The organism is Thauera sp. 2A1, assembly GCF_009469595.2.
Lineage (GTDB): Bacteria > Pseudomonadota > Gammaproteobacteria > Burkholderiales > Rhodocyclaceae > Thauera.
In genome coordinates this window covers 1-22,913 of sequence record NZ_SSXV01000037.1, presented here as the reverse complement: position 1 = coordinate 22,913, position 22,913 = coordinate 1, and the positions used below count along the sequence as shown (strand labels likewise).

Annotated in this window: 18 protein-coding genes and 1 pseudogene; 10 read left to right on the top strand and 9 right to left on the bottom strand. The window is 65.2% G+C overall.

Translation table 11 applies throughout. From position 1 onward, the window contains the following. Window positions 1-56 precede the first annotated feature (56 nt). The 6 genes and pseudogenes from GH664_RS21475 to thrC form a co-directional block, all read right to left on the bottom strand. The gene (locus GH664_RS21475) at window positions 57-1,889 is read right to left on the bottom strand and encodes a restriction endonuclease subunit S (protein ID WP_153170162.1); all 1,833 of its coding nucleotides are present in this window, start codon (window positions 1,887-1,889) and stop codon (window positions 57-59) included. Beyond that, window positions 1,889-2,953, bottom strand: coding sequence for a YhcG family protein (locus GH664_RS21470; RefSeq protein WP_153170161.1), 1,065 nt, complete (start codon window positions 2,951-2,953; stop codon window positions 1,889-1,891). Before GH664_RS21470 ends, GH664_RS21475 begins: the two co-directional genes overlap by 1 nt. Then, a complete protein-coding gene (locus tag GH664_RS21465) occupies window positions 2,950-4,731 on the bottom strand; it encodes a class I SAM-dependent DNA methyltransferase (protein WP_153170160.1) in 1,782 nt (593 codons plus the stop codon). Before GH664_RS21465 ends, GH664_RS21470 begins: the two co-directional genes overlap by 4 nt. A gap of 35 nt (window positions 4,732-4,766) precedes the next feature. Then, window positions 4,767-7,199, bottom strand: a complete 2,433-nt coding sequence (gene hsdR / locus GH664_RS21460) for an EcoAI/FtnUII family type I restriction enzme subunit R (protein ID WP_153170159.1) — start codon at window positions 7,197-7,199, stop codon at window positions 4,767-4,769. Between the two features lie 34 nt (window positions 7,200-7,233). Then, window positions 7,234-7,397: pseudogene (locus GH664_RS21455) on the bottom strand (excisionase family DNA-binding protein). 42 nt (window positions 7,398-7,439) lie between these two features. Further along, entirely contained in the window at window positions 7,440-8,903 is a 1,464-nt protein-coding gene (gene thrC, locus GH664_RS21450; protein ID WP_153170158.1) for a threonine synthase, read from the bottom strand. Window positions 8,904-9,136: 233 nt separating this feature from the next. Here thrC and GH664_RS21445 point away from each other — a divergent pair, with 233 nt between their 5' ends. From GH664_RS21445 to GH664_RS21435, 3 genes are all read left to right on the top strand, one after another. Beyond that, window positions 9,137-10,027 (top strand): tellurite resistance TerB family protein, encoded by an 891-nt coding sequence (locus GH664_RS21445; protein ID WP_153170157.1) that lies wholly within the window; start codon window positions 9,137-9,139, stop codon window positions 10,025-10,027. Window positions 10,028-10,271: 244 nt separating this feature from the next. Beyond that, complete coding sequence (locus GH664_RS21440; RefSeq protein ID WP_153170156.1) at window positions 10,272-10,616, top strand: RidA family protein; 345 nt, start codon at window positions 10,272-10,274, stop codon at window positions 10,614-10,616. A gap of 44 nt (window positions 10,617-10,660) precedes the next feature. Then, window positions 10,661-10,912, top strand: a complete 252-nt coding sequence (locus GH664_RS21435; protein ID WP_153170155.1) for a DUF1805 domain-containing protein — start codon at window positions 10,661-10,663, stop codon at window positions 10,910-10,912. A gap of 30 nt (window positions 10,913-10,942) precedes the next feature. Here GH664_RS21435 and GH664_RS21430 read toward each other — a convergent pair whose 3' ends face one another. Next, a complete protein-coding gene (locus tag GH664_RS21430) occupies window positions 10,943-12,451 on the bottom strand; it encodes an acetyl-CoA hydrolase/transferase family protein (RefSeq protein ID WP_153170154.1) in 1,509 nt (502 codons plus the stop codon). A gap of 216 nt (window positions 12,452-12,667) precedes the next feature. Here GH664_RS21430 and gcvA point away from each other — a divergent pair, with 216 nt between their 5' ends. Beyond that, the gene (gene gcvA, locus GH664_RS21425) at window positions 12,668-13,630 is read left to right on the top strand and encodes a transcriptional regulator GcvA (RefSeq protein ID WP_153170153.1); all 963 of its coding nucleotides are present in this window, start codon (window positions 12,668-12,670) and stop codon (window positions 13,628-13,630) included. Between the two features lie 36 nt (window positions 13,631-13,666). Here the strand turns inward: gcvA and GH664_RS21420 are convergent, their stop codons facing one another. Together GH664_RS21420 and GH664_RS21415 are read right to left on the bottom strand one after the other, a co-directional pair. Then, window positions 13,667-14,452 (bottom strand): FCD domain-containing protein, encoded by a 786-nt coding sequence (locus GH664_RS21420; RefSeq protein WP_153170152.1) that lies wholly within the window; start codon window positions 14,450-14,452, stop codon window positions 13,667-13,669. 30 nt (window positions 14,453-14,482) lie between these two features. Then, window positions 14,483-14,704: a hypothetical protein gene (locus GH664_RS21415; protein WP_153170151.1), complete on the bottom strand. Its 222-nt coding sequence runs from the start codon at window positions 14,702-14,704 to the stop codon at window positions 14,483-14,485. Between GH664_RS21415 and GH664_RS21410 the strand changes: the two genes are divergently transcribed. From GH664_RS21410 to GH664_RS21385, 6 genes are all read left to right on the top strand, one after another. Next, entirely contained in the window at window positions 14,703-15,527 is an 825-nt protein-coding gene (locus tag GH664_RS21410) for a (Fe-S)-binding protein (RefSeq protein WP_153170150.1), read from the top strand. The two genes, GH664_RS21415 and GH664_RS21410, sit on opposite strands and share 2 nt — an antisense overlap. Window position 15,528: 1 nt before the next feature. Then, on the top strand, window positions 15,529-16,206 hold the full coding sequence (locus GH664_RS21405) for a lactate utilization protein (RefSeq protein ID WP_153170149.1): 678 nt from the start codon (window positions 15,529-15,531) through the stop codon (window positions 16,204-16,206). A 92-nt stretch (window positions 16,207-16,298) separates the two neighbouring features. Beyond that, on the top strand, window positions 16,299-17,678 hold the full coding sequence (locus GH664_RS21400; protein WP_228111657.1) for a LutB/LldF family L-lactate oxidation iron-sulfur protein: 1,380 nt from the start codon (window positions 16,299-16,301) through the stop codon (window positions 17,676-17,678). A gap of 97 nt (window positions 17,679-17,775) precedes the next feature. Continuing rightward, complete coding sequence (locus tag GH664_RS21395; RefSeq protein WP_153170147.1) at window positions 17,776-20,562, top strand: FAD-binding and (Fe-S)-binding domain-containing protein; 2,787 nt, start codon at window positions 17,776-17,778, stop codon at window positions 20,560-20,562. A 121-nt stretch (window positions 20,563-20,683) separates the two neighbouring features. Further along, on the top strand, window positions 20,684-22,330 hold the full coding sequence (gene lldP / locus GH664_RS21390; protein ID WP_153170146.1) for an L-lactate permease: 1,647 nt from the start codon (window positions 20,684-20,686) through the stop codon (window positions 22,328-22,330). Between the two features lie 393 nt (window positions 22,331-22,723). Further along, window positions 22,724-22,913 (top strand): hypothetical protein (locus GH664_RS21385; protein WP_153170145.1); only part of this gene is annotated, 190 nt, incomplete at its 3' end.

Sequence of the window (22,913 nt, the reverse complement as noted above, 5' to 3'; positions counted from 1 at the left end):
TGGACGCCAATCGGCGCGGTCACACTCAATCCGGAGCGCGATGCGGTCGTACGCGATCACGTGCATGCTGAAGACTTAAAGCGGTCGGTTGCATGAATCAGGCGACAACTATCTTGACTTGTTCCGGGGGTGCCCAGGCGCAGCAGTGCGATAAGTTCGGTTTGCGGGACTTTCACGGGGGCCTCCTCTTGTTCGATGGTGATGCCGGTGAGGGCGGCGACGGCGGCGGCTGCGACTTTTCCGCTCACTACCTGAGATTTATTCAGTTGCGCCTCCAGCACGTCAATGATTCGCATAAGAGCCTCGACCTTTTTCAAGACCCGTTGCTGTTCCTCCAACGGAGGCAACGGAATCGTGATTGATCGGAGCTTGTCTTGCGAAATATTCATTTGGCTTTCTGCCATCCCGGACTTCAGCCGCTCAACGATTCGGCCCGGCTCGCCGGCAGAAAGACAGAGAGCAACGAAGTGCGGGTCGATCAAGTCGTCAACGATGTGAAATCGAATCAGCTTGTCCGAAATCATCAGTCGGGGAGGCGCATCATCTACTACGCAACAGATTCCTACGCGATTCTTGGGGCCCGCTCTGGTGATAAGAATGTCACCGACCGCTATTTGATACTGCGGGCGAGGATCAAGCGAAGCGGGTAGTTCTTTATGCTCGTGCGGCAGGAATCGAAGCACCTGAACAGATGTTGTCTTCAGCACACCCCACTTTGACTCGTCATCGCGGGCGTTTGGCATACAGGCCGGACTCCACCCTGCATCAATAGTCGATATTGCTTCATCGAGCGTGATGGACTCCCAATGGGATGGCAATGCTGTTTCTTGAAGCTCTTCCGGCTTTACGTGTTTCTTCCGCACTACTGTGCCACTGGAGATTCCGGCTTCCTTAGCCGCGAGGATTGTTTCTTTCAATGAAGTCGCTGACTGATCCGATTCGTTGATGCTACTGAGGCAGCCAGACACAGCAAGATCAAGAATTGACTTCCGCAGATCCGAAACATCCCCCGACTCACTGAACAAGCGCCCGAAGTTGGCTTGCAGCCGTTTCCAGCTGTCTTGCAGTTCGTGCGGGCTTTGGGCGCTGGCGAGGGCTTGCAGGGTGGACTGGCGCAGGGCGTTTTGCAGTTTTCGGCGATCTTGCTGCTGCGCCTCCAACCGGTCGCACAAGGCCATCAGTTCGTCGACTTTGGCGACGATGCGGGATTGTTCTTGGAGCGGAGGAAGCGCAATGACGAGTTGCTCGAACTTCTCTTTGGTCATGTGCGCCATGGAAATGCCATGGCCAGCAGCCTTAATCTCCTGTGTCTTCTCAAGCAGCCATGTGTGGAGAAATCGTTTGTCGACTTCCTCGCTGCTGAAAAGATCGAGTTTCCAGATATGGTAGTGGTAGATAACCCGCTTTCCATGCCAGATGAACGGACCGAATGATGCTGACCATGCGTAGAGAAGGTCACCAGCATCGCAGTACTTGTCATCTTCGAGTTCCAAGTTGGAGTAGTACCAATGGTCCGAAGTAAAAAGATTCCCAACGCGTAGGACTGGCGTCCCAGATGCCAGCAACTCTTGCTTCGAATAAGCGCGGCCATTCAGAACGCGTGCAAGCTCACACAGGCGGGTGTTGGCCCAACCACGTGGCAATTGCGAGGCTGCCGCGCCGTCATGATGGCTTGTTGCAGCAGTCTTCTTCCGTTTCCCTGCCGTTGTCGTAGTCAACGCAATGGTCTTGATGCGTTCCACCTGCTTGGTGGCAGGCTCGTCTGATGGGTCTTGCTGAACTAGACGCCCCTGTACTGCCAACGCCAAGACCAACTCGCGCAACCGCGCCACGCCCCCCGGCGCATTGGCGATATGCCCGAACTCCGCCAAAAACTGCTGCGCATCCATCACGCGTCCTCCCCACCACGGTTTTCCAGTCGGGCGCGCGACAGCGCAATGGCTTCATGCAGCTTGGCTTGCAGCACTTCCCTGGGCGGCAGCACGGTCAGGTATTCGGCGACGTGAATGCCGCTGGCGTCCAGCTCCAGCAGCTCGATCTGTTCGCGCTTCTTGCCGCTGCACAGGATGATGCCCAGCGGGGGGGCTTCGCCGGGCTCCTGTTCGTGTTTGGCCAGCCAGCGCAGGTAGAGCTCCATCTGGCCTTTGTACTCGGCCTTGAAGTCGCCCAGTTTCAGGTCGATGGCCACCAGGCGTTTGAGGCGGCGGTTGTAGAACAGCAGATCGATGTAGAAGTCGTCGTGGTCGATCTGGATGCGCTTTTGCCGCGCCACGAAGGAAAAGCCCGCGCCCAGCTCCAGCAGGAAGTGCTCCAGCTCGCGCAGGATGGCGTCCTCTAGATCCTTTTCCAGGTAGCGGTCCTGCAAGCCGAGGAAGTCCAGCACGTAGGGGTCTTTGAGCACGAGCCCAGGGTGCAGCGCGCCGTCTTGTCTCAGGCTGGCCAGCTCCTGCGCGAGGAGCGCGTCGGGCTGCGTGGAAAGCGCGGTGCGCTCGAAGAGCTGGGAGTCGAGCCTCGACTGCAGGGTGCGGGTGCTCCAGCCTTCCTGCTGGCACATTTGCAGGTAGAAGTCGCGCTTGAGCGGGTCGCCGATGTAGATCAGCGTCCTGAAGTGGGTCCAGCTCAATTGTCTACGCGCCGCGGAGACAATCTGCACCTCGGGAAAGACTTCGGCAAAGCGCAGCATGTGGCGCAGGTTCTTCTCGGAGAAGCCGCGGCCGTAGTCCTTTTCGAGCTGCTTCGACAGGGTGGCGACGATCTGCTCGCCATAGCTGGCGCGGGCATCCTGGAGCACTTCGCTGCGGATGCGTTGGCCGATGTGCCAGTACAGCGTCGTCAGGGCGCTGTTGATGGCGCTGGCGAGTTGCTGGCGGCTTTGCTCGATCAGTTGGCGTATGTCACCCAGAAGGTGGCCGGGAACCTGGGTGGGCTGAGGCTTGGCAGACGGCTGCTTCATTGCTCGGCTTCTTCGGTCGTGAAGTGGTGCGCCAGGGCGGCGGCGAGTTCGCTCTTCAGGCGGTTCTCGGTTTCTTCGATCTGGCCGAGCAGGGTCTTGTATTTGTCCAGCAGCACGTCGGGGTCGTGGCTTTCTTCTTCCGGCGCGTTGGGGTTTTTCAGGTCCAGGTTGTAGATCGGCCAGTAGAGGCGGTCGCCGGCCGCCTGAGCGTCGCGGGCTTGCAGGCGCAGGCCCTCGGCTTGGGTGCGCAGGGTGTCGATCTCGTCTTCGACCGGCCGGCGCTGCTGGGCATTGCTCACGCCTTTGATGGATTCGCGCAGGTCGCGCACGCGGTTTTCCAGCGTGCTGGCTTCGTTATTGAGCTGCTCGGCGCGATCCCAATGCGGCTGTGCGGCGGCTTCGGCCTGCTCGCGCTTGGTCTTGAAGTCCACCTTCCAGGCGAACTCGTTCTCCACGCGGTCGGCAAAGTCGTTGGCTTCGACGCCCCACCAGTCCTGCTCGGGCTTGAACTCCTCGAAGCGGATGGGCTTGGTCTTGCTGTAGCTCTTGTAGCCCGGCGGATAGGGGTGCTCGTAATACCAGATGGTGTCGGTGTGGAAGTGTTCGTTGCCGTCGTCCGCCGTGGCGCCCTTGGTGAAGAACAGCAGGTTGGTCTTGATGGTGGTGTAGGGCGCGAACACGCCCTTGGGCAGGCGCACGATGGTGTGCAGCTTGCAGTCGCGCAGCAGCAGTTTCTTCAGCGTGGCCTTGATGCCGTCACCAAACAGAAAACCGTCGGGCAGCACCACGGCGGCGCGGCCGTTTTCCTTCAGGAGCTTCTTGACGATGAGGGCCATGAACATGTCGGCCGTCTCGCGCGTGCGCAGGTCGGCCGGGTAGTCGCTGCCGACGCCGTCATCCTCATAGCCGCCGAAGGGCGGGTTGGTGATGACGCAGTCCACCTTGTCGTGGGCGCTCCATTCGTTCCAGCCGATGCCCAGGGTGTTCTTGTGCTCGATCTGGCTGGGCACATCGATGCCGTGCAGCAGCATGTTGGTGGTGCACAGGAGGTGCGGCAGCTGCTTTTTCTCGATGCCGCGGATCAGCCTTTCGATGGCGGCCTTGTCGGCGGCGCTGGACTTGGTGGAGAGCTGGTTGCGGAAGTGGTCGATGGCGGCGGTCAGAAAGCCACCGGTGCCGCAGGCCGGATCCATCACCGTTTCGCGCTGGGTTAGGTTCGGGTTCACACGGTCGGCCATGAACTGGGTGATGGCCCGTGGGGTGTAGAACTCGCCCGCATTGCCGGCGCCGCGCAGGTCGTTGAGCAGTTGCTCATACACGTCGCCCAGGTTGGCGCGGGTCTTGAAGTCGTGGAAGTTGATGGCTTCTTCGAGTTTCTCGATCACGGCCAGCAGCTGGGTGCCGGACTTCATGTAGTTGTTGGCGTCTTCAAAGACGCTGCGGATGACCTTGTGCTGCGCGCTGGCGTTGGCGTCCAGTTCCTTGAGGGTGGGGAACAGCTCGTTATTGACGAAACCGATGATTTCGGTCGGCGCCTTCTGAGGTGCTTTCTTGCCGTCGCTCCCCGGCTTGTAGGCCGCCCAGTTGCGCCAGCGGAAGCCTTCGGGCAAGGGCGATTTGTACTTCTTGTTGTCGTCTTCCCACTCTTCCTCGCGCTGATCGAAGACCTTGAGGAAGAGCATCCAGGTGAGCTGGCCCAGGCGCTGGGCGTCGCCGTCGACGCCGTCGTCCTTGCGCATGATGTCCTGGATGGATTTGATGGTGCTGCTGAGGTTCATTGCGATGTTCTCGTTTCATGCAGCCTGCCGCAGGGTCAGGCCTGCTTACGTTCTGGCAGTTCGTAGAGCGCCTGTTCGAGTGCCTGGACGGCCCGGGTGTATTGCTCGACGCTGCCGAAGATGCCGCGCCGGATCTGGGTCTTGCTGCCGAACTGGTCGAAGGGCGGCAGCTCCAGCACTTTGGCGTCTTCGATGTCCTGCACGCCGTGGTCCGCGAACTTGTCGAGCAGGGCTTCGAGCACGGCGCGGGCCTGTTCGCCGTACTGGCCGAACGCATCGCGCTTCTTGACGTTGTTGGCTCGCTCACGGCGGGTAAGCGGCTTCTGGTCGAAGGCGACGTGGGCAACCAGATCAAAGGCGTCGAGCTCGTCACCGCCCGGCACGGCCTGTTGCAGGATGTCCAGAGGCACGCCTTGGCCGGCCAGCTCTTCCAGCACCGCCTGCTTGCGTTCCGCGCTGGTCCAGCGGCGCAGGAATTCGGTGAGGCTGCCGAACTCGGCTTGCAGCGCCCGTCGGATATCATCCTTGAGCAGGACGCGGTAATCCTCGGTGATGAGCTTGCCATCGGCGTCGAGGTACTGCGAACGCTCGACGGCGACGCGCACGTTCACGTCGTCGATCACGTATTTGGTGCGGCCTTCGCCGCCACCACCGGTGTTGCCGCCGGGCGGCGTGTCTTCACCGCCTGCGCTGCCGGGGCCATAGGGCGTCTGCTCGGGCTCGCCCGTGCCGGGCACTTCGATGATTTCCGGCGGCACCAGAGGTTCGTCGGGTTTGGGCTCATAGATCACCACAGGTTCGCCATCGAAATCCGGGTCGGCGAACAGGCGTGTGGCGCCCTTGAAGTCCATGATGGTGAAGTAGAGCTTCTGGTAATCCTCGCGCAGCCGCGTGCCCCGACCGATGATCTGCTTGAACTCGGTCATCGAGTTGATGTTCTGATCCAGCACGATGAGCTTACAGGTCTTGGCATCGACACCGGTGGTCAGCAGCTTCGAGGTGGTGGCGATGACGGGATACGGCTCGTCGTTGTCGATGAAGTAGGAGAGCTGCGCCTTGCCCTCGTTGTCGTCGCCGGTGATGCGCATCACGTAGCGGCGGTTGCCGGCGGCAGCCGGGATGATCTTGACCAGCTCCTGCCGCATCCGTTCGGCGTGGTCCTGGTCGTCGCAGAAGACGATGGTCTTTGCCATCGGGTCGGTGCCCTTGAGGTATTCCCACACCTTGCTGGCCACCAGCCGGGTGCGCCTTTCCAGCACCAGGTTGCGGTCGAAATCCCTGGTGTTGTATTGCCGCTGCTCCACGGCCTGGCCGAGCTTGTCGAGCTTGCCCTTCTCGGGGGTATAGCCCACGGCATCGACATCGGTGGCGATGCGGATGACCTTGTAGGGGGCGAGAAAGCCGTCCTCGATTCCTTGCTTGAGCGAGTAGGTATAGACCGGGTCGCCGAAGTAGGTGATGTTGCTCACCTCCTTGGTTTCCTTCGGCGTGGCAGTCAGGCCCAGGTGGTTGGCGCTGCTGAAGTAGTCGAGCACCTCGCGCCAGGCGGAATCATCGGCGGCGCTGCCGCGGTGGCATTCGTCGATCACCACCAGATCGAAGAAATCCTCCGGGAACTGACGGTAGATCTGCTTCCATTCCTCCCTGCCCGTCACCGCCTGATAGAGCGCGAGATAGATTTCGTAGTTCTTCTTGACCTCGCGGTTGCTGACCTTGTGCATCACTTCACCGAAGGGGGCGAAGTCTTGCTGCATCGTCTGGTCAACCAGGATGTTGCGGTCGGCCAGGAACAGGATGCGTTTCTTGGCCTTGGCTTTCCACAGCCGCCAGATGATCTGGAAGGCGGTGTAGGTTTTTCCTGTCCCGGTAGCCATGACGAGGAGCACTCGCTGCTGCCCCTTGGCGATGGCCTCGATGGCGCGGTTGATGGCAACGCGCTGGTAGTAGCGCGGTTCCTTGCCGCTGCCGTCAGAATGGAACGGTTGCTCAACGAGTTTGACTGCGGCTGGCTCGGCGAGGCCCTTCCACTGCTGGTAAAGGGGCCACAGGTCGTCCAGTGACGGAAACTCGGCAAGCGGGAGTTCGCGCTCGATGGGCTGAGTGAGGCCCGTACGGTCGTGCAGCAGGAATCCATCGCCGTTGCTGCTGATGGCAAATGGAGCATCCAGCATTTCGGCATAGGCCAGGGCCTGCTGCATGCCGTGGCCAACAGAAAACCTCGCCTGTTTGGCTTCGATCACCGCGATCGGGACATTGGCGCGGGCATAGAGAACGAAGTCGGCGCGCTTGGGGCCACCTTTGGCTTCGGGGTTCTTGATGCGGGCAGCGAGCTTGCCGCGCACCATCACGCGGCCATCGGTGAGGTTCACTTCTTCGCGAAACTGGTGCTGTTGCCAGCCGGCTTGCTGGATGGCTGGCGTAATGAACTTGGTGCAGATGTCTCGCTCACTGAGCTGGCATTTGTCCATTCACCCTCCCAAAAAGATGGTGTAAGCCGCCCGATTACGCATGGGAGCCGCCGCTGCTTTTCTTGTCTTCGTCGGCGCCGCCCGCGCGTACCCATTCGTCGACTTCGGAGAGCTGGAACTTCCACAGCCTGCCGACCTTGTGCGCGGGCAAGCCCTTGCGTTCCGCCAGCGGTAGACAGTGTCCTTAACGACTCCCAGAAGCTGTGCGACTTGCTCGGAGGTACCCGCGTCGGAAACCCGTCACACCCGCTCCGAAACGAAGCGCTTCACCGCCTCCACGTCCGGCGCCATCACTTCCACCCGCTGCGGCAGCTTCTCGATGCCTTCGAGGTCGGCCGGACGCTCCGGCTCGCGGCCCAGCGCTTCGACGATGGTCTCGGCGAACTTCACCGGCAGCGCGGTCTCCAGCACCAGCACGGGCACGCCCGCCGGCACGTCGGCGGCGCGCTCCCAGGCCACCTTCACGCCGTCGGCGGTGTGGGTGTCTATCATCACGCCATGCTGCTCGAACACCTTGCGGATCGTCGCCAGGCGGTCGGCGTGGCTGCTGGCGCCCGACACAAAGCCGAAGTCGGCGATGCGGGCGAATTCGGCGGAGCCCGACAGATCGAAGGCGCGGCCGGCGTCGACTTCGGCCCACAGCGCGGCGACCTTCTTGGGATCGCGGCCGACCAGGTCGAACACAAAGCGCTCGAAGTTGGAGGCCTTGGAGATGTCCATCGACGGGCTGGAGGTCACGTGCGTCTCGGCGGCCTTGCGCGGGCGATACACGCCGCTGCGGAAGAACTCGTCGAGCACGTCGTTCTCGTTGGTGGCGAGGATCAGCCTGGCGACCGGCAAGCCCATCTGGCGTGCGATGTGGCCGGCGCAGATATTGCCGAAGTTGCCCGAGGGCACGCAGAAGGCGACCTGCTCGTCGTTGCTCTTCGTCGCCGCGAAGTAGCCCTTGAAGTAATAGACGATCTGCGCCGCGACCCGCGCCCAGTTGATCGAGTTGACCGCGCCGATCTTGTGCCTGGCCTTGAAGGCGTGGTCGTTCGACACCGCCTTCACGATGTCCTGGGCGTCGTCGAACATGCCGGTGACGGCGATGTTGAAGATGTTGTCGTCCTGCAGCGAATACATCTGCGCGCGCTGGAAGGCGCTCATCTTGCCGTGCGGCGACAGCATGAACACGCGCACGCCCTTCTTGCCGCGCATCGCGTATTCGGCCGCCGAGCCGGTGTCGCCCGAGGTGGCGCCGAGGATGTTGATCGTCTCGCCCCGTTTGGCCAGCACGTACTCGAACAGGTTGCCGAGCAACTGCATCGCCATGTCCTTGAAGGCCAGCGTCGGGCCGTTGGACAGCTCGAGCAGGCCGAAGCGGCCACGGCCGTCGGCATCCTTCTCCAGCCAGTGCACCGGCGTGATGTCGCTCGCCTTGTCGCCCTTGCGAACATGGCAATACACCTCGGCGGTGTAGGTCTTGTCGCAGATCGCCTTCAGATCGGCCGGCGGGATGTCGGTGATGAACTTCGACAGGATGGCGAAGGCCAGCTCCGCGTAGGACAGGCCCCGCCAGGCATCGAGCTCTGCGCGCGTCACCTGCGGATACTGCTCCGGCAGGTACAGGCCGCCGTCGGGTGCGAGGCCGCCCAGCAGGATGTCGCAGAACTCGGGGTTGGCGGGCTGGCCGGCATGGCCGCGGGTGGAGATGTACTTCACTTGAACGTCCTCGGATTGAGCGGAAGGCTGCCGGCCCCGAAGATATGTCCTCGCTGGCCGAAAAGCCGCAAGTTTAACGAAAGCCGCACCGGAATCGGGGCTGACATCGCGCATCCGGTGCCCAAGGGCACCCGTGTGGGAGTGCGCCTGCCCTGGCCGGCACGCGGCGACGTTCTCTCGCCGCATGGGGGCTACAATCGAGCCGTCATCAAGCCACTCCTCGGGAGAACAGCATGAGCTTCGGCAACATCATTGGCCAGATCCTCCAACAAGGCATGGCCAGCCAGGGCCGTTCGCGGCTGGATCACACGCTTGGCTCGTCCGGTCTGGGCGGCGGCGGCGGGCTGGGCGACCTGCTCGGCGCGGTGCTGGGCGGTGGAGGCGCGCCCGCAGGTGGCGGTGGCGGTCTGGGCGATCTGCTGGGTGCGGCGCTGGGCGGTTCTGGCGGCGGCATCGATCGCAGCCCCGCAGGTGCAGGGGGTGGCGGCCTAGGCGATCTGCTGGGTGGCGTGCTCGGTGGCGGATCACGCGCCGGCAGCATGGGGGGTGGCGGCTCGGGCGGCGGCCTGGGAGACATTCTCGGCGGCCTGCTGGGTGGCGGTTCGGGCGGGCGCAGCAGCGGCAATCCGCTCGGCGGCACCGGCATGGCCATCCTCGCCACGGTGGCGATGGCGGCGCTGAAGAACTGGCAGGATTCGCGCGGCGCGGCCGCGGGCTTCACCGACGCAGCGATGAACATGCCGCCGGAACACCTTGCAGCGATGACCGCCCCGGCCACCGAGGAGCTGGTGCTGCGCGCAATGATCTCCGCCGCCAAGGCCGACGGCCAGGTCGACGAGGACGAGATCCAGCGCATCGTCGGCAAGATCGGCGACGACGGCGTCACCCCGGAAGAGAAACAGTTCATCGTCGAGGAATTGCGCCAGCCGCTCGACCTCCAGGCGCTGATCGACGCGGTGCCCAACGAGGCAGTCGCCGCGCAGGTCTATGGCGCTTCCCTGCTCGCCATCAATCTCGACACCGATGCCGAGCTCGCCTATCTGCAGCAGCTCGCGCAGGGTCTCGGGCTGGACGCCGCCACCGTCGCCCGCCTGCATCAGCTCACCGGCGCTCCAGGCGCCTGAACGATTCCCCGCGCAGCGCGGGGAGGGCCGACATCGCTTGTTCGCCGCCCCTCCCCGTCTTGCGCGCCTGGCCGAATGGTGGCCGACTCGTCGGATAGAAATTCCGCACTAAGCGGACAGCGGTCAGGGCAACGATGGTGTGTAATCCACTGCACCGAGGCGATGGCGCGCTGCCCCACCCGTACTTCACCGCCGCGCTGCGCAATGAAGGCTCGGCTTCCCACAATATAAAGGACGTTCCACGATGGTTCAGAGATTCGATGTCGGTGCCCGCATTTCGGAAATGGCCGTGCACAACAACACCATTTACCTCGCCGGCCAGATCGCCGAGGACGACAGCCAGGACATCCGCGGCCAGACACAGCAGGTCCTCGCCAGCATCGACGCCCTGCTCGCACGCGCCGGCTCGGACAAGTCGAAGATCCTGATGGCACAGATCTTTCTCGCCGACCCGAAGGACTTCGCCGCAATGAACGAGGTCTGGGACGCCTGGGTGGTGCCCGGCCAGACACCTCCCCGCGCCACCGTGCTTGCCGGCCTGGTGAAGCCCGAGTGGAAGATCGAGATCGTCGTCACCGCCGCACCGTGACGGGCAGCCGACTGTCGCCATCCGCACCGCATGGGAGCTGATCAATGAAGGTCGAAACGATCCACGTCCAGTTCAACCGCCCGCTGCTGATCATGAAGGCCCCGAACGGCTTCGTCGCCTGCGGCTACATCAACATCGAGACCTGCAACCGGACGGGCGACGCCTGCGCCCTGGTGAATGCGGGCAACTTCGAGGACATGAAGAAGGCCGCCATCGTCGCGGTATCCGCCAAGGCGGAGGAACTGGGCATCCGCATCGGCGATACCGCGGAATCGGCGCTGCTCAAGATGCAGTAAGGCGTCGCCGTCCGCCGCGCGGGCAGGAATCTACATCAGCTCGCCGCGCAGCGCGCGCAGGTGCCAGTCGAACACTTCGCCCAGCAGGTGCGGAGTGTGGCGGCCCGGCGCCTGCGCCAGCGCGCGCTGCTGGTAGTCGCGCAGCGCGGGGCGGAAGTCGGGATGGGCACAGTTGTCGATGACCACCTTCGCGCGCTGACGCGGTGACAGTCCGCGCAGGTCGGCCAGGCCCTGCTCGGTCACCAGCACCTGCACGTCATGCTCGGTATGGTCGACGTGCGACACCATGGGCACGATGCACGAGATCGCCCCGCCCTTGGCCTGCGACGGCGTCATGAAGATCGACAGATAGGCATTGCGCGCGAAGTCGCCCGAACCACCGATGCCGTTCATGATCTTCGAGCCCATCACGTGAGTCGAATTGACGTTGCCGTAGATGTCGGCCTCGATCATGCCGTTCATCGCGATCACCCCCAGGCGGCGGATCACCTCGGGGTGGTTGCTGATCTCCTGCGGGCGCAGCACGATGCGCTCGCGATAGCGGTCGAGATCGGCGTTCAGTTCGGCCAGCGCGGCATTGCTGAGCGAGAAGGCGGTGGCCGAGGCATGCGCGAGCTTGCCCGACTTGATCATCTCGAGCATGCCATCCTGCAGCACCTCGGTGTAGGCGCTGAGGTTCTCGAACGGTCCTTCGTTGAGCCCGGCCATCACCGCGTTGGCGATGTTGCCCACCCCCGACTGCAGCGGCAGCAGGTTGGCCGGCAGGCGGCCCTTCTTCACCTCGTGCTGCAGGAATTCGAGAATGTGGCCGGCGATGCGGCGCGAGCTCTCGTCCGGCGCGGAGAAGGCCGAGTTGCGATCCGGGCTGTGCGTCTCGACGACCGCGATGACCTTGTCCGGGTCGCAACGCAGGTAGGGCTCGCCGATGCGATCGGCGGCGCCCACCAGCGGGATCGGCTTGCGGTGCGGCGGCAGTTGGGTGCCGTAGTAGATGTCGTGCATGCCCTCGAGCCTGGGGTTTTGCCAGGAATTGACCTCGAGGATGATCCTGTCCGCCTGCTCCAGCCAGGTCTTGTTGTTGCCGACCGACGAGGACGGGATCAGCCGGCCGTCGGGCAGGATGCCCGCCACTTCGACCACCGCGACGTCGAGCTTGCCGAGAAAGCCGGACCAGACGAACTGCGCCACGTGCGACAGGTGGATGTCGATGTACTCCATCTCACCGGCGTTGATGCGTTCGCGGCACACCGGATCTGACTGGTAGGGCAGCCTCATCTCGATCCCATCGACCTTCGCCAGCGCGCCATCCAGCTCGGGCGCCGTCGATGCCCCCGTCCACACGCCGACCCGGAACCGCTGGCCACGCGCATTCTGCGCTTCGATGCGTCGCGCCAGCGCCGCCGGCACCGCCTTCGGATAGCCAGAACCGGTGAAGCCGCTCATGCCGACATTGACGCCGGAGGGGATGAGGGCCGCAGCCTCGTCGGCCGTCATGATCTTGGCGCCCAGCGCGGCGCAGTGGATGCGGGATTCGCTCATCGGATCGACTCTCGAAATTGGCGCGCCAGTCCTCGCGGAAATGGGCGCGCAAAACGTGCTTGCCCCAGGGGGGCCGGCGTCCCGCCGAATAGACGAGGGAGAGGCGGGGCGCCGGTCGGGCTAGCGATTCATGTGCGCGCAGTCTAGTGAGCGCCTGTTCGACCCACAAACGACGATTTATTATTCGATGATTAAATCCAGCTTAAGCGTTCCGGCATGGCGTACCTGCTTCCCAGCCTCACCCTGTTGCGCACTTTCGAGGCGGCGGCACGCCATCTGAGCTTCAAGAAGGCGGCAGACGAAGTGTGCGTGACACCGGCCGCCGTCAGCCAGCAGATCAAGGCGCTGGAAGCCTACCTGGGCGTGCCGCTTTTTCACCGCAAGGTGCGCTCGCTGGCCCTGACCGAGCACGGTGCAGCGATGCTGCCAGGCATCCGCAAGGGCTTCGACTGTCTGTCCGCGGCGGTGGAGAGCACGCGCCAGCATACGGCCGGCCCGTTGGTCGTCACCGCACCGCCCTCCTTCGCCAGCCATTGGCTCGTGCCACGCCTGCCGGGTTTTTCTGCCGCCCATCCCGACATCGACCTGCGGCTCGCCAGCACCTCCGACACGGTGGACGGTCCGGGCGAGGCCAGCGTGCTGGACAAGTTGCGCAGCGGCGCGCGCGAGGCGCGCAGCGACGTGGCGATCCTGTACGGCAAGGGGCACTATCCCGGCTTCCGTGTCGTGCCGCTCTTTGCGCCCGACTACGTGCCGGTGTGCGCCCCCTCGCTCGTCGAGGCCGGCCTGCGTGCTGCGGACGATCTCGCCCGCTTTGCGCTGATTCACGACGACACGCTGCAGCCTCCGGGCGAAGGCAGCGACGTCGGCTGGGCCGCCTGGCTGCAGAAGGCCGGACTGGACTCGCAGCTCGCACGCCGCGGGCGCCATTTCTCCAACGCCGCGCTCGCCCTTGCCGCCACCCTCGACGGCCAGGGCGTCGTGCTCGCCCCGCGCCCGCTGGTGGAAGGTCGCATCCGCGCCGGCAACCTCGTCATTCCCTTCGATCTCGGCCTACCATCGCCCAGCACCTACTGCCTGGTGATGCACGAAAGCGTGGCCCGGCGGCCGGCGCCACAGGCATTCGAACGCTGGCTGCTGCAGGAGGCGGTACGACAGGGGCTGTCGCCCCGCCCCTAGCGATGCGGCCGGGTCAGCCACCGCAGCGACGGCGGCTCAGTGGCTCTCCGCCTTCTCCATCCGTCGAATGAGCTGAGTCCTCGATTCGCGTGCTTCGTGCTGCGCGCGCGCCTGCATGCTTTCCTCGACGAAGGCGATGTGGCGCCGCACGGCGACGCGCGCGGCGTCCGCATCGCGGCTGCGCACAGCCTCCCAGATCGCTGCATGCTGGTCGCGCAGCCGCAGCCAGTCTTCCTCCAGCCGCCGCAGGTGGCGCAGATTGAGGTCGATGTGCTCGTGCGTCACGCGGAACAGGCTGGCGGTGAGGTGACCGAACATCACGTTGTGCGCCGCCTCCGCAATGGTCTGGTGGAAAGCCAGGTCGGCCTTCACCTGCTCCTCGAACACCCGCGCTGACGGACCTTCGGCGAACAGCGCCTCCACCCGAGCATAAGCCTCGCCGATGCGTTCGAGGTCGGCGTCGGTCGCACGCTTGGCGGCGAGCGCGGCCGCCTCGGATTCGAGCATGGCGCGAAACTCCAGCAGGTCGGCCTGCAGGTTGGGGTGCTTCTGCAGCATGTCACCCCAGGGGTCGGTGAAGCCGGCCTCGAGCCGGTCGGTGACGTAGGTGCCACCGCCCTGGCGGCTGTGCAACAACCCCTTGGACACCAGCTTCTGAATGGCCTCGCGCAGCGACGGCCGGGACACGCCGAGTTCGGCAGCCAGCTCGCGCTCCGGCTGCAGCCGGTCGCCCGGCTTCAGCGCACCGTCCAGGATGCGCCGCTCCAGCTCGTGGGCAATGGTGTCGGACAAACGTTGCACCGCAATTCTGGCTGCGCTCATGAGGGTCTCCTTCATTGGTCTGACCAAATACTACCCGCCCGGATTGATCCGTCGCAAGCGGGCCCAAGCACTCACCAGGCGCGCCTTTTCCATAGACGGAAAGAATCCACGTGATTCATCAATTGAATTATTGACGCCATCCGGAAGAGCAGGTAAATTTGCGCCCACGGTTTCAATTGGTCTTACCAGTAATCCAAATCCGGCAAGAATATGCCCGATGCGCCAGCACAGGCGCACCACAGGAGGAGACATGAGCAGCCCTTCGCACGCTGGCGAGCACGCTCCGCGCACCTATCCCCCGCGCCCCGCGGCCGTCTATTTCTACGCCACCTGCCTGGTCGACCTTTTCGTGCCGGAGGCGGGCATGGACGCCATCACCCTGCTCGAGCGCGAAGGCATCCGCGTGATCTTCCCCGAGAGCCAGTCCTGCTGCGGCCAGCCGGCCTACTCCAGCGGCTTTCCGGAAGAAGCGCGCAAGGTCGCCGCATCGCAGCTCGACCTCTTCCCCGGGGACTACCCGATCATCGTGCCGTCAGGCTCCTGCGCCGGCATGATCCGCTGGCACTGGGAAAAGATCTTCGCCGACGACCCCGCCCTGCACGCCCGCGCCGCCGCGGTGGCCGCGCGCACCTATGAGCTCGCCGAGTTCCTGCTGCACGTCGTCGGCTTCCAGCGCCGCGACGAAGGCGAGCCGGTCACCGTGACGCTGCACACCTCGTGTTCCGCAAGGCGCGAGATGGGCACCCACCTCGTCGGCCGCGAACTGCTCGCGCGCCTGGGCAACGTCACCCTCGCCCACCACGGCCACGAATCCGAGTGCTGCGGCTTCGGCGGCAGCTTCTCGATGAAGCACCCCGACATCTCGACGGCGATGGTGAGCGACAAGGTTGCCGCGCTGAAGGCGACAGGCGCACGCGAAGTGGTGACGGCCGACTGCGGCTGCCTGCTCAACATCACCAAGCGTGCCGAGAAGGAAGACCTCGACGCCGGACGATCGAAGCCCTCGCTTCCCGGCGAGCACCTCGCCACCTTCCTGCTGCGCCGCACCGGCGGCCAGCCCGCGCGGAGGAGCTGACATGTCCGCCAGCCGTGACCGCATCCTCGCCAGGCTGCGCGCCAGCCAGCCTGCCCAGCCGCTGCCGACGCCGGTGCTCGACGCCCATTACACGCCGCGTGCACGCAACGAGGGCGTTCGCGAGCGCCTCGCGCGCTTCCGCACCGGCATCGAGAGCTTCCACGCCGAAGTGCATGTCTCCAGCGAGGCCGGCTGGCCGGCGCTGCTGGGCCGCCTGTGTGCCGAAAAGGGCGTGGGCACGCTGATGTACGGCGCCGACACGCCCGCCGGGCGCCAGCTCCAGCCCTCCGCTTTCCCCGCCACGGTGCTGCGTCCCTGGGCCGGCACGGTCGAGGAGCTGAAGGCCGACCTCTTCCACCGCGTCGACGCCGGCTTCACGCAGACGCTGGGCGCCATCGCCGAGACCGGCACGCTGATCGTCTGGCCATCGGAGGCCGAGCCTCGCACGCTGTCGCTGGTGCCGCCGATCCACTTCGCGCTGCTCGATGCGCGCAACATCCACCCGACCTTCTTCGACGCGCTGCGCGCCGGCAACTGGGCCAGCGGCCTGCCGACCAACACGCTGCTGATCTCCGGCCCGTCGAAGACCGCCGACATCCAGCAGACGCTGGCCTATGGCGCGCACGGCCCCAAGGAACTCGTCGTGATCGTGATCAACGCCGAAGGAGAGGTGCAATGAGCGCGCCCCACGCCACTTCAGCCGCAGCGTCGTCGAGCAAGGGCGACGCCCGCCCGATCGCCTTCGTCTCCGCGCAGGCGCTGCGCGAGCGCATGCACGATGCGGTCAACGACCCGCATCTGCGCAAGAGCTTCCGCGGCGCGATGGACTTCCTGATGGCCAAGCGCGCCGCGCAGTTCCCCGATGAAGCGGAACTCGACTCGCTGCGCACGCTGTCCGAAGGCATCCGCCAGTACAGCCTGTCCAGGCTGCCCGACCTGCTCGAACAGCTCGAGGCCAACCTGACGCGCAACGGCGTGCAGGTGCATTGGGCCGCCGATGCGGATGAAGCCAACGCGATCATGCTCGGCATCGCCCGCCGCCATGCGGCCAAGACCATCGTCAAGGGCAAGTCGATGGTGAGCGAGGAGATCGAGTTCAACCACGCGATGCACGACGCAGGCGTCGACGCGCTGGAATCCGACATGGGCGAATACATCGTCCAGTTGGCGGGCGAGAAGCCTTCGCACATCATCATGCCGGCGATCCACAAGACCAAGGAGCAGATCGCCACGCTGTTCGCCGAGAAGGTTCCCGGCGTCTCCTACACCGACAATGTCGACACCCTGATCCAGATCGGCCGCCAGGTGCTGCGCGAGAAGTTCGAGCAGGCCGACATTGGCCTGTCGGGCGTGAATTTCGCCGTCGCCGAGACCGGCACGCTGTGCCTGGTGGAGAACGAAGGCAACGGCCGCATGTGCACCACCGTGCCGCGGGTGCACATGGCGATCACCGGCATCGAGAAGGTGGTCGAGAAGCTGGAGCACGTCGCGCCGCTGTACTCCATCCTGACGCGCTCGGCCACCGGGCAGGCGATCTCGACCTACTTCAACATGATCTCCGGTCCGCGCAAGCCGGGCGAGAAGGACGGCCCCGAAGAGGTGCACCTGATCCTGCTCGACAACGGCCGCAGCCAGGCCTATGCCGACGAGCAGTTGCGCAAGACGCTGCAATGCATCCGCTGCGGTGCGTGCATGAACCACTGCCCGGTGTACACCCGCATCGGCGGCCTGGCCTACGGCACCACCTATCCGGGGCCGATCGGCAAGATCGTGTCGCCACACATGATGGGACTGGAACAGACCCACCTGCTGCCCACGGTGTCCACGCTGTGCGGTGCGTGCGGCGAAGTCTGCCCGGTCAGGATTCCCATCCCGGAGCTGCTCGTGCGCCTGCGCGGCGAAGCGCAGAGCAAGCCGCACGACAACCCGGTCATGGTGGGCCAGGGTGCCGGCTACAGCCCGCTGGCGTCCTTCGTCTGGCGCACCTGGGCACGCATCTACGCACGGCCCGGCAACTACCGCATCTTCAGTTGGCTCGCATCGCGCTTCCGCGCTCTGACGCCCTCGCGGCAGAGCGGCTGGACGGCAGCGCGCACTCCCCTCACGCCTGCGCCGAGACGACTGCGGGACATGGTGCGCGACCGCCAGTAAGCGCGCCCGCAAGCGCCCCCTGAGCCGCCCTTCCCGGTCGGAGGGGCGGCCGCGAGCAAGCACTCCAACCAATGCATCCCCGACGGGAGATCCCATCGTGTCCGCACTGATCGAAGCCCTGCGCCGCCGGCTGCCCGCCGAGCGGGTCATCACCGACGAACTGCGCCGCCTTGCCTATGGCACGGACGGCAGCTTCTACCGCCTGATCCCGGAAGTGGTCGCCGTCGTCGACAATGAGGACGAGGTTCGCGATGTCGTCAATCTGGCACGCCAATATCGCCGACCGGTCACCTTCCGCGCCGCGGGCACCAGCCTGTGCGGTCAGGCGGTCACCGACGGCGTGCTGGTGCTGCTCGGCGACGGCTTCGCCACCTGCCGCATCGCCGCCGACGGCGCCACGGTGCAGGTGGGGCCCGGCATCGTCGGTGCCGACGTGAATCGCCGCCTCGCGCCGCTGGGGCGCAAGATCGGCCCCGATCCGGCGTCGATCAACGCCGCCAAGATCGGCGGCATTGCCGCCAACAACAGCAGCGGCATGTGCTGCGGCACGGCGCAGAACAGCTACAACACGCTGGCCTCGATCCGCGTGCTGTTCGCCGACGGCAGCCTGCTGGATACCGGCGATGCCGCCAGCATCGCCGAATTCCGCGACAGCCACGCGGCGCTGCTCGATCGCCTGGCTGCGCTGGCCGCCGAGGTGCGCAGCGACGAGGCGCTCGCCGCGCGCATCCGCAGCAAGTACAAGATCAAGAACACCACCGGCTACAGCCTCAACGCGCTGGTCGATTTCGACGACCCGGTGGACATCCTCGCGCACCTGATGATCGGCTCCGAGGGCACCCTCGGCTTCATCTCGCAGGTGACCTACCGCACCGTGCCGGAGTACGCGCACAAGGCCAGCGCCCTGGTGTTCTTCGCCGACATGGAAACGGCCTGCCGCGCCGTGTCCGGCCTCAAGTCGCGCCCGGTGGATGCGGTGGAACTGCTCGACCGCGCCTCGCTGCGCGCCGTCGCCCACCAGCCCGGCATGCCGCCGCTGCTGAAGACGCTGGCCGAAGGCGCCACCGCGCTGCTGATCGAGACGCGCGCGCCGTCGGCGGCGGAACTGGACGAACGTGTCGCCGCGGTGCTGACCGAGCTTGCCGCCTATCCGCTGATCGAACCGGCGGCCTTCACCACCGACCCGGTCGAAATCGACCACCTGTGGCATGTGCGCAAGGGCACCTTCCCTGCGGTGGGCGCGGTGCGCAAGCCGGGCACGACCGTCATCATCGAGGACGTCGCCGTCGCCGTGCCCGACCTCGCCGATTGCTGCCTGGACCTGCAGCACCTGTTCGCCAAGCACGGCTACCACGAGGCGATCATCTTCGGCCATGCGCTGGAGGGCAACGTCCACTTCGTGTTCACCCAGGACTTCGGCATCGAATCCGAAGTGGCGCGCTACGCCGCCTTCATGGACGAGGTGTGTGCGCTGCTGGTGAGCAAATACGATGGCTCGCTGAAGGCCGAGCATGGCACCGGCCGCAACATGGCCCCCTTTGTCGAGCTGGAATGGGGCGCCCAGGCGTACGCGCTGATGAAGGAGATCAAGCGCCTGTTCGACCCGGAGGATCAGCTCAACCCGGGCGTGATCATCAACGACGACGCCGAGGCGCACCTCAAGCACCTCAAGCCGATGCCGGCGGCCGGCGCGCTGTACGCCCCGGTGGACCGCTGCATCGAATGCGGTTTCTGCGAGCCGCAGTGCCCGTCCCACGGCCTGACGCTGTCGCCGCGCCAGCGCATCGTCGGCTGGCGCGAACTGTCGCGGCGCAAGGCCGCGGGCGAGGAAGAGGGCCAACTCGGGCAGGACTATCTCTACATGGGCCTCGACACCTGCGCGACCTGCGGCCTGTGCGCCACCGCCTGCCCGGTCGGCATCGAGACCGGCGCACTGACCCGCGCGGTGCGCGGCGAGAAGCTGTCGAACGTCGCACGCACGCTCGGCCGCGTCGCCGCCAACCATTTCGGCGCCACCCAGGCGCTGGCCCGCACCGCGCTGAAGGCCGGGCACCTGGCCGAGGCGGTGATCGGCACGGAGCTGCTGTCGCGCCTGAGCGGCGGCGCCTGGAAGGCCGGCATGCCCAGGCCGCAGCCGGCGGGGCGCCCCTCCCCCAGCGCCGGCAAGGGCGACAAGGTCGTCTATTTCCCCACCTGCGCCGGGCGCATGTTCGGCGCCGACACGCCCGATGCCGCGTTGTCGGCGACGGTGATTCGCGTGCTGGAGCGCGCCGGTTACGCCCCCATCGTGCCTGAAGGTATCGATGCGCTGTGCTGCGGCCAGTCGTTCGCCAGCAAGGGCCTCGCCGACGATGCCGACCGCAAGTCGGGCGAGCTCGAGGCCGTGCTGCGCCGCGCCAGCGAGGATGGCAAGTATCCGATCGTGCTCGACGCCAGCGCCTGCTCGCTGCGCATGAAGACTTTCCTCGCCGGTCGCCTGCCGGTGTACGACCTCGTCGAGTTCGCCCACGACGCCCTGTTGCCGCGTCTGATGCTGGCCAAGAAGGCCGACCCGGTGCTGATCCACCTGAACTGCAGCGCGCGCCGCATGGGCTTCGAAGCCAAGCTGACGACGCTGGCCAAGGCCTGCGCCGAACAGGTGACGCTGCCACCGGAAGTGAAGTGCTGCGGCTTCGGCGGCGACCGCGGCTTCGTCGTGCCGGAGCTGAACGCACACGCGCTGCGCAAGCTGCATGCCGACATCCCCGCCGGTTGTTGCGGGGGCTATTCCAGCAACCAGACCTGCGAGATCGGCCTCACCGCCGTCACCGGACTGCCCTACCGATCCATCGTCCATCTGCTGGACGAATGCAGCACGGAGGCAGCCCGCATGGCGACCTGCTGACCCCCAAGCCACACGACAAGACACCGGCCGCATGCCGCGAGCCGGGCGACACGCCGCACATTCCTGCGGCCGTTCCTTGAACAAGCTGTTCCAAGTGCGTTTCTCGAGGAGGATTCACAACATGCAAACATGGATGCAAATCTACGATCCGCTGGGCAACCTCTGGTTGTCCTCGCTGATCGCCGCCCTGCCGATCTTCTTCTTCTTCATCGCGCTCGCCGTGCTGCGCATGAAGGGGCACGTCGCCGGCACGCTCACCGTCGCGATCGCGCTGGCGGTGGCCATCTTCTTCTACAAGATGCCGGTGTCCATGGCGCTGGCCTCGGCCGGCTATGGCTTCCTGTACGGCCTGTGGCCGATCGCGTGGATCATCATCGGCGCGGTCTTCCTGTACAAGATCACGGTGAAGACCGGCCAGTTCAACATCATCCGGGCCTCGGTGGTGTCGATCACCGATGACCAGCGCCTGCAGATGCTGCTCGTCGGCTTCTCCTTCGGCGCCTTCCTCGAAGGTGCGGCCGGCTTCGGTGCGCCGGTGGCCATCACCGCGTCGCTGCTGGTGGGTCTGGGCTTCAATCCGCTCTATGCCGCCGGCCTGTGCCTGATCGCCAACACCGCACCGGTGGCCTTCGGCGCGATGGGCATCCCCATCATCGTCAGCGGCCAGGTGACGAGCATCGACGCGTTCAAGATCGGCCAGATGGCAGGTCGCCAGTTGCCGCTGCTGTCGGTCATCGTGCCCTTCTGGCTGGTGGCGATGATGGACGGCTGGCGCGGCATCAAGGAGACCTGGCCTGCCATCCTCGTGGCCGGCGGCAGCTTCGCCGTCACCCAGTTCTTCACCGCCAACTACATCGGACCCGAGCTGCCGGACATCACTTCGGCGCTGGTGAGCCTGGTGTGCCTGACCGTGTTCCTGAAGAACTGGAAGCCGAAGAACATCTTCCGCTTCGACAAGCAGCACCACACCGAGCTCGGCGAGGACCGCCACTATAGCTTCGGCGAGATCGCCAAGGCCTGGTCGCCCTTCGTCGTCCTCACCATCATGGTCACGATCTGGAGCCTGAAGCCTTTCAAGGCCCTGTTCGCCAAGGGCGGCGCGCTCTATTCGACGGTGCTGCAGTTCCCGGTGCCGATGCTCGACAACCTGGTGATCAAGATGGAGCCAATCGTCGCCAAGGCCACGCCTTACGCCGCGGTGTACAAGCTCGACCTGCTGTCGGCGACCGGCACCGCGATCCTGATCGCCGCGCTCATCAGCATGGTCATGCTCGGCATGAAGGGGAGCGATGCGGCGCGCGCGTTCAAGGAAACCGTGGTCGAACTGAAGCGCCCGATCTACTCGATCGGCATGGTGCTGGCGTTCGCCTTCGTCGCCAACTACTCGGGCTTGTCCGCAACCCTGGCCCTGCTGCTGGCCGGCACGGGCGCGCTGTTCCCGTTCTTCTCGCCCTTCCTCGGCTGGCTCGGGGTGTTCCTGACCGGCTCCGACACCTCGTCGAATGCGCTGTTCTGCTCGCTGCAGGCGACCACCGCGCATCAGGTCGGCGTCAGCGACACCCTGCTGGTGGCGGCGAACACGACCGGTGGCGTGACCGGCAAGATGATCTCGCCGCAGTCCATCGCAGTCGCCTGCGCCGCGGTCGGCCTGGTCGGCAAGGAGTCGGACCTGTTCCGCTTCACCGTCAAGCACAGCCTCGCGTTCGCGACCATGGTGGGCATCATCACCACGCTGCAGGCCTATGTCTTCCCGTGGATGATTCCCTGATCGCCGCGCCCGCGCGCTGAGGCGGGCGCACCATCAGGTCCCGAAAGAGCGAGGTGCGGTCATCACCAGTGACCGCACCTCGGTCTTCCGGCCAGGCTGAACCCGGGCTTCAGTTCCCCACTGGCGATCAGGCCCGCGATCTGCTCGGTAATCCGCCCCTTCAATGCGGGCTTGCCCGACGCAAATCATTCTTCACCGGGGAACCGCAGCGCATTTGCGGGCGCCGAGCACTAAGCTTGCCGGCATGACGATAGTGCAGATAGCATCGTCGAAAAACTGTTGGTCAGTCCCGCCTTACCACCTGCCCAGCAAAAACCAAGGCCAGGAAGCAAAGCCGAGCGCTTCACGCATCGATCTCAAGCTTCCTGCGCGCCGTCAATCCGAGGAGACAACATGAGCAATCAAGGTGATATCGACGTCCGTGAAACCGCGGAATGGGTCGACGCGCTGGCTGGCGTCATCGAGCACGCAGGCGCTGAGCGTGCGCACTTTCTGATCGAGACGCTGATTGCGACGGCGCGCCAGGAAGGGGTGAACATCCCCTACTCGGCCACGACCGAGTACATCAACACCATCCCCGCCG

Excerpts from the sequence above, each read along its gene's own strand:
- GH664_RS21475 (WP_153170162.1), bottom strand. The coding sequence starts at position 1,889 with ATGGATGCGCAGCAGTTTTTGGCGGAGTTCGGGCATATCGCCAATGCG.
- GH664_RS21470 (WP_153170161.1), bottom strand. The coding sequence starts at position 2,953 with ATGAAGCAGCCGTCTGCCAAGCCTCAGCCCACCCAGGTTCCCGGCCAC.
- GH664_RS21465 (WP_153170160.1), bottom strand. The coding sequence starts at position 4,731 with ATGAACCTCAGCAGCACCATCAAATCCATCCAGGACATCATGCGCAAG.
- hsdR (WP_153170159.1), bottom strand. The coding sequence starts at position 7,199 with ATGGACAAATGCCAGCTCAGTGAGCGAGACATCTGCACCAAGTTCATT.
- GH664_RS21445 (WP_153170157.1), top strand. The coding sequence starts at position 9,137 with ATGAGCTTCGGCAACATCATTGGCCAGATCCTCCAACAAGGCATGGCC.
- GH664_RS21440 (WP_153170156.1), top strand. The coding sequence starts at position 10,272 with ATGGTTCAGAGATTCGATGTCGGTGCCCGCATTTCGGAAATGGCCGTG.
- GH664_RS21435 (WP_153170155.1), top strand. The coding sequence starts at position 10,661 with ATGAAGGTCGAAACGATCCACGTCCAGTTCAACCGCCCGCTGCTGATC.
- GH664_RS21430 (WP_153170154.1), bottom strand. The coding sequence starts at position 12,451 with ATGAGCGAATCCCGCATCCACTGCGCCGCGCTGGGCGCCAAGATCATG.
- gcvA (WP_153170153.1), top strand. The coding sequence starts at position 12,668 with ATGGCGTACCTGCTTCCCAGCCTCACCCTGTTGCGCACTTTCGAGGCG.
- GH664_RS21420 (WP_153170152.1), bottom strand. The coding sequence starts at position 14,452 with ATGAGCGCAGCCAGAATTGCGGTGCAACGTTTGTCCGACACCATTGCC.
- GH664_RS21410 (WP_153170150.1), top strand. The coding sequence starts at position 14,703 with ATGAGCAGCCCTTCGCACGCTGGCGAGCACGCTCCGCGCACCTATCCC.
- GH664_RS21415 (WP_153170151.1), bottom strand. The coding sequence starts at position 14,704 with ATGTCTCCTCCTGTGGTGCGCCTGTGCTGGCGCATCGGGCATATTCTT.
- GH664_RS21405 (WP_153170149.1), top strand. The coding sequence starts at position 15,529 with ATGTCCGCCAGCCGTGACCGCATCCTCGCCAGGCTGCGCGCCAGCCAG.
- GH664_RS21400 (WP_228111657.1), top strand. The coding sequence starts at position 16,299 with ATGCACGATGCGGTCAACGACCCGCATCTGCGCAAGAGCTTCCGCGGC.
- lldP (WP_153170146.1), top strand. The coding sequence starts at position 20,684 with ATGCAAACATGGATGCAAATCTACGATCCGCTGGGCAACCTCTGGTTG.